The organism is Armatimonas sp. (assembly GCF_043760365.1).
In the GTDB taxonomy this organism is placed as follows: domain Bacteria; phylum Armatimonadota; class Armatimonadia; order Armatimonadales; family Armatimonadaceae; genus Armatimonas.
On sequence record NZ_JAYUPA010000436.1, the window covers coordinates 1 to 4,822 of the forward strand.

The following is a 4,822-nucleotide window of genomic DNA, read 5'->3' on the forward strand; positions in this document are numbered from 1 at the left end:
CAGCTCTGTGTCGTGCAGGGATAAGCCGGGACGTCACCGAACCTAGCGTTCATGAGCGCACTGGACTGGGGGGTTCTGGCGGGGTATTTGCTGGCGACAACATTCTATGGCTGTCTTTTTCTACGGAAGAATGTCAGTAGTGAGAAGTTCATGGCGGCGGGGCGCTCCCTGCCCGGCTGGGCGGTGGGACTCTCGCTCTTTGGCTCCTATGTCAGCTCGATTAGCTTTCTGGCCAACCCAGGCAAGAGCTACGATGGCAACTGGAACCCTTTTGTCTTTGCGCTCTCACTTCCACTAGCCTGCTGGCTGGCCGCAAAGTTCTTCGTCCCCCTCTACCGCGAGGGCGAGCAGATCTCGGCCTACGAGCGCTTTGAGAAGCGCTTCGGGCGCTGGGCACGGGTCTACGCGACCGTGTGTTTTCTGTTGGTGCAAGTGGCGCGGCTAGGGACGATTCTCTACTTGCTCTCGCTGGCGCTCCAGCCGCTGGTGGGCAGCCTGCCGCTTCCAGTGCTGATCCTATTGCTTGGGCTACTGGTGACGATCTACCCGATGCTGGGGGGCACCGAAGCGGTGATCTGGACCGGCGTGGTACAAGCCGTTGTCCTGATCGTGGGGCCGCTGGTCTGTGTGGGCGTGATTCTCTCTGGGGTGCCAGGGGGTCTGGGAGCCGTAATAAATCAGGGAGCCGCCGCCGACAAGTTCTCGCTGGGGAGCCTTGCACCCAACTTTGCTAGCTCTAGTTTCTGGGTGGTCTTGCTCTACGGCATGGGGATCAACCTCCAGAACTTCGGGGTGGACCAGGCCTATGTCCAGCGCTATCTCACGGCCCGTGACAATAGAGCAGCGAGCCGCAGTGTCTGGCTGGGGGGCCTGCTCTATATTCCCATCGCCGCGCTGTTCTTCTTTATCGGCACCGCGCTCTGGGTGTTCTACCAGTCTCATGCCAGCGCATTGCCCACTGGCACCAAGCCCGATGCAGTCTTTCCTTGGTTCATCCAGACCCAGCTTCCTGCCGGGCTGAAGGGGCTCGTGCTGGCGGCGATCTGCGCGGCAGCAATGGACTCTAACCTCAACTGCTCCGCGACGCTCTTTGTCCACGATCTCTGGGCACGCCGTGAGAGCGCCCGTGAGGAGGACAAGCTCAAGATGCTGCGCAGGGCCGTGGTTGGCTTTGGCTTGCTCAGTGTTCTGGCAGCCATCGCCATGATCTCGGTGAAGTCGGCGCTGGATGTCTGGTGGGATCTGGCCGGGGTGCTCTCGGGAGGAATGCTGGGGCTGTTCTTGCTGGATCGCTTGGTGCCAAAGGCGAGCAAATCCGCCGCCCTTCCCGCGACGATTATCGGAGCACTCGTGAGTGTCTGGGTGAGCTTTTCCGCAAAGCCTTACTGGCCCGCAAGCCTGCCCCAGGCACCACTTCACAGCCTGCTAACCCTCACGGCAGGCACGCTGACAATTGTGCTGCTGGGGGCACTGCTCTCACAGAAAAAGGAGTCGGGATGAACGAGCTTGTCCCCGGCGTGGTGATTGACCATGTCCCCGCCAGCACCGGCATCTATATCGGCTCGCCGGGGCTTGCCGTTCTGCCTAATGGAGACTACATCGCAAGCCACGATGAGTTCGGCCCCAAGAGCACCGAGCACACCAGAGCCGTCTCGCATGTCTTTCGCTCAAAAGAGCGAGGCAAGAGCTGGGAGAAAATCGCGACGATAAACGGCGCGTTCTGGTCGAACTTATTCGTCCACAAGAAGGTGCTCTATCTGCTGGGCACCGACAAGCACCACGGCAATGTGGTGATTCATCAGTCTACCGATGGCGGCGAGGGCTGGACGAGCGTGATTCTGCGCGGCGAGGGCGAGTACCACTGTGCGCCCGTGCCGATCCTAGAGCATAAAGGGCGGCTCTGGCGGGCGTTCGAGTGGCGAAATCCGCCTACCGCCTGGGGAATTAACTACCGCGCGGGTGTGCTCTCCGTGCCCTTGAGCGCCGACTTAATGGAGCCGAAAAACTGGAGTGCGACCAACTTTCTGCCCAGTGACCGAAGCTGGAATGGCGGCGATATGGGCGCGTGGCTAGAGGGCAACGTGGTGGGCGCTCCGGGTGGCACACTCGCCAACATCCTGCGCGTCCAGACAAAATCCCCCGATGAAAAAGCAGCCTGGGTGAAGATTTCCAGCGATGGCAAGACGGCGAGCTTTGATCCCCTCACAGGCTTTTTCGCGTTTCCCGGCGGCGCGAAGAAGTTCGCCATTCGTTGGGATAAAAAGAGCAAGCGCTACTGGAGCCTCGCGAGTATCGTCGGCGAAAAATTCCGTGCCGCCGATCCAGGCAAAGTGCGCAATACTCTGGCGCTCACCAGTTCGGCCAATTTACGCGACTGGGAAGTACGCTCCGTGATTCTCTCACACCCCGATGTGAAAAACCACGGCTTTCAGTATGTGGAGTGGCTCTTCGAGGGCAATGATATTATCGCCGCCTGCCGCACGGCCTACGATGACGAGTTCGGCGGGGCGCACAACAACCACGATGCAAACTTCCTGACCTTCCACCGGATTGAGAGCTTTCGGCAGAAGGTCCGAAGTGAGCTACAGTAGTAGCCTACTGCATGCGGGCGTGGCCACGCTCCAGGCCAAAACGTAGCTTGGCTCCGGCGGGCAGCTCGGCGCTGGCATCGTAGCGCAGGGTCGCGGTGGCAGTGTTGGGCGACGGTGCGGTGGTCAGGATCGCATGGAGCGTCTCAAACGAGCCCTCCGTGAAGCTCGCCTCCGGGGTCAGCTCCGTGCTGGCCGTGTAGGCGCTGGTCTCACCCACACGAGTGAGCGTGACCGGCCCAGCGATCGTGCTCGTTCGCTCTGCAACCCGCTCGCCATCGGTGACGCGCATGCTCATCTCGATATTGCTCAGGGTGAACGACGCGGGCAGGGTAACTCCCTCAGGAACACTCACACGCACCGCACGGCCCACGCCTTGTGCCACGTTCCAGCGCGTCGTGCCACGGGGAGGGCCGCCCGGCCCACCGATGCCGCCCGGTCTGCCACCAGGGCCACCAAGAGCACCACCCGGACGACCGCCGATGGTGCGATCCTCAAAGGTGCGCGTCTGGGTCTGCTCGGTCGTAATGGCTCCGGTACTCACGGCTCGTGAGATGCCAACCAGCTCGCCGCCATCGAGGCTTAGCAAGTTGGAGAAGCTCTCCAGACCTGCACCCGCGCCGCCGCAGCCACTTAGTGCCGCAATTGCGATCAAACCCAAACTTGATTTCAAGATGTTTTTCATTGTTGTTACTTTCCTTCTTAGGCTAAGAGTATGCCTCAATAACATGAAGAATTCATGATGAGACAAAAAAATACAAAAACTTTACGAGCCTTTTTCATAAATCCCTGTCGGGGTCTGAAAGGCTCCACCGTGCCGTTACGCAGACGTTACATACGCTTGCGGGATGCGCTACAATAACGAAAGAAATTTTAGGAGAGAACCCATGCCGCTACCGTTTATTCCACTGATCCTGACCCCACTTGTCTTTGCCGCCGCCAAGAAAGTGGCCGACAAGGCCCAGGCTGAAGCCGATGCCACAAAAGCGCCCGATGCCGCCGCGGAGATTCCCGAAGCCTCCCCTGAGCCGATTGTCCTCGAAGCCGCCTTGCCGCTTTTTCCCCTCACCGCCTCCAGCGCCACCGACGGCCACGAGCCCTCACTGGCAGGTGACAGCGACCTGGAGACCTTCTGGCAGAGCGCCGAGTCGCGCGGCTGGCTCCAGCTCACGTTGCCCACGATGCAGGAAGTCCAGCGCGTGACGCTCTCGGAAGCGGGCGGCGAACAGATCCAGCTCTTCGCGGTCGAGTACCGTCTCACCGACGATGGCCAGTGGCGCACGCTCTTTGCGGGCGAGAAGATCGGCGCTTTGCTGGTGGAGGAAGTCCCCCCGACCCTCGCCCAAGCCATCCGTCTACAAATTCTCGCCAGCGACGCCCCCCCCGCCATCGCCGAGTTCGCGGTGGCGTAGGATCGGTGGCCTGAAAGTCCCCCTCTGGGCCGCGCAAGCGCGAAGCGAGCCGAGCCCGCCCCGAATTTGCCGGAAGCGTTCTCCGCGCCCTCGGGGCGCTTGACGCGAAGCGTCGCCCAGGCGGGGCCTTTCAGGCCCCGACCAACCGTAGCGCCCGGTAGAACGCTTCCGGCGCGATGCTCCCCGGAAGCCCAGCAACTTGGCCGTCACCCGTCTCCACCACCCACCATCGGTACTTCGCCGACTTCACCCAGTCCTTAAGAATGGCATCTTGCGTGCGAAACTGCGCCGCGTAGAGCTCCCAGGCGTCGGCTTCGTCGTAGGCAGTGGGCGGCGTGATGGGCTCCCAGCCCCGCGCCACCAATCGCGCATAGAAGCCAGCATACTCCGTGTCCGAGAGCATCCAGCCCCGGTAGAGCAGCGCCCCCTCTCCCTTGGTCAGTCGGTAGGCATCCCCCGCACGGAGCGCATTGAAGTCAAAGAAGTGACAGACAAAACCCGCCGCCCGCGCCGCACTCACCTCGATCGCAAAATCGGGGTCAGGCGCGGTGAGATCGCCGTAGTCGCAGGGAAAGAGTATGTCCATGCTCGCTTTATCGCTGTGCTCGTAGGAAAAAGTAAGTTGCTATTGCCTGAGGATATGATCGTACTCTGCATGGGAGCCGATCCAGAACCAAGTGATCGTGTCGCCGTCGAGCAATCCTAGTGCTCGCCAGCCGATACCGATTCGTACGGAGTAGATCGGTTCTGTGTTGTGGACGCGACGAAACGCGAGACTGGGATGCTGAGGATTCTCTTGCCAGCGCTGGTAGTTGCGCCGGG

Annotated in this window: 6 protein-coding genes; 3 read left to right on the forward strand and 3 right to left on the reverse strand. The window is 61.1% G+C overall.

The window, feature by feature from the left end; genetic code table 11:
• Window positions 1-51: 51 nt before the first annotated feature.
• Window positions 52-1,500, forward strand: coding sequence for a sodium:solute symporter (locus tag ACH2EH_RS10245; RefSeq protein ID WP_395141344.1), 1,449 nt, complete (start codon window positions 52-54; stop codon window positions 1,498-1,500).
• The gene (locus ACH2EH_RS10250; RefSeq protein WP_395141346.1) at window positions 1,497-2,591 is read left to right on the forward strand and encodes an exo-alpha-sialidase; all 1,095 of its coding nucleotides are present in this window, start codon (window positions 1,497-1,499) and stop codon (window positions 2,589-2,591) included. Before ACH2EH_RS10245 ends, ACH2EH_RS10250 begins: the two co-directional genes overlap by 4 nt.
• Window positions 2,592-2,595: 4 nt before the next feature.
• On the opposite strand, the gene ACH2EH_RS10255 is transcribed toward ACH2EH_RS10250, so the two are convergent.
• Entirely contained in the window at window positions 2,596-3,273 is a 678-nt protein-coding gene (locus tag ACH2EH_RS10255; protein ID WP_395141347.1) for a hypothetical protein, read from the reverse strand.
• Window positions 3,274-3,475: 202 nt separating this feature from the next.
• Between ACH2EH_RS10255 and ACH2EH_RS10260 the strand changes: the two genes are divergently transcribed.
• Entirely contained in the window at window positions 3,476-4,000 is a 525-nt protein-coding gene (locus ACH2EH_RS10260) for a discoidin domain-containing protein (RefSeq protein WP_395141349.1), read from the forward strand.
• 130 nt (window positions 4,001-4,130) lie between these two features.
• Here the strand turns inward: ACH2EH_RS10260 and ACH2EH_RS10265 are convergent, their stop codons facing one another.
• Both ACH2EH_RS10265 and ACH2EH_RS10270 read right to left on the reverse strand, forming a co-directional pair.
• Entirely contained in the window at window positions 4,131-4,586 is a 456-nt protein-coding gene (locus tag ACH2EH_RS10265) for a hypothetical protein (protein WP_395141351.1), read from the reverse strand.
• 39 nt (window positions 4,587-4,625) lie between these two features.
• On the reverse strand, window positions 4,626-4,822 hold a 197-nt coding region (locus tag ACH2EH_RS10270; protein ID WP_395141353.1), incomplete at its 5' end, for a hypothetical protein.

Bases quoted from the DNA above. Each gene is read 5' to 3' on its own strand.
- ACH2EH_RS10265 (WP_395141351.1), bottom strand. From the start codon at position 4,586: ATGGACATACTCTTTCCCTGCGACTACGGCGATCTCACCGCGCCTGAC.
- ACH2EH_RS10245 (WP_395141344.1), top strand. From the start codon at position 52: ATGAGCGCACTGGACTGGGGGGTTCTGGCGGGGTATTTGCTGGCGACA.
- ACH2EH_RS10260 (WP_395141349.1), top strand. From the start codon at position 3,476: ATGCCGCTACCGTTTATTCCACTGATCCTGACCCCACTTGTCTTTGCC.
- ACH2EH_RS10255 (WP_395141347.1), bottom strand. From the start codon at position 3,273: ATGAAAAACATCTTGAAATCAAGTTTGGGTTTGATCGCAATTGCGGCA.
- ACH2EH_RS10250 (WP_395141346.1), top strand. From the start codon at position 1,497: ATGAACGAGCTTGTCCCCGGCGTGGTGATTGACCATGTCCCCGCCAGC.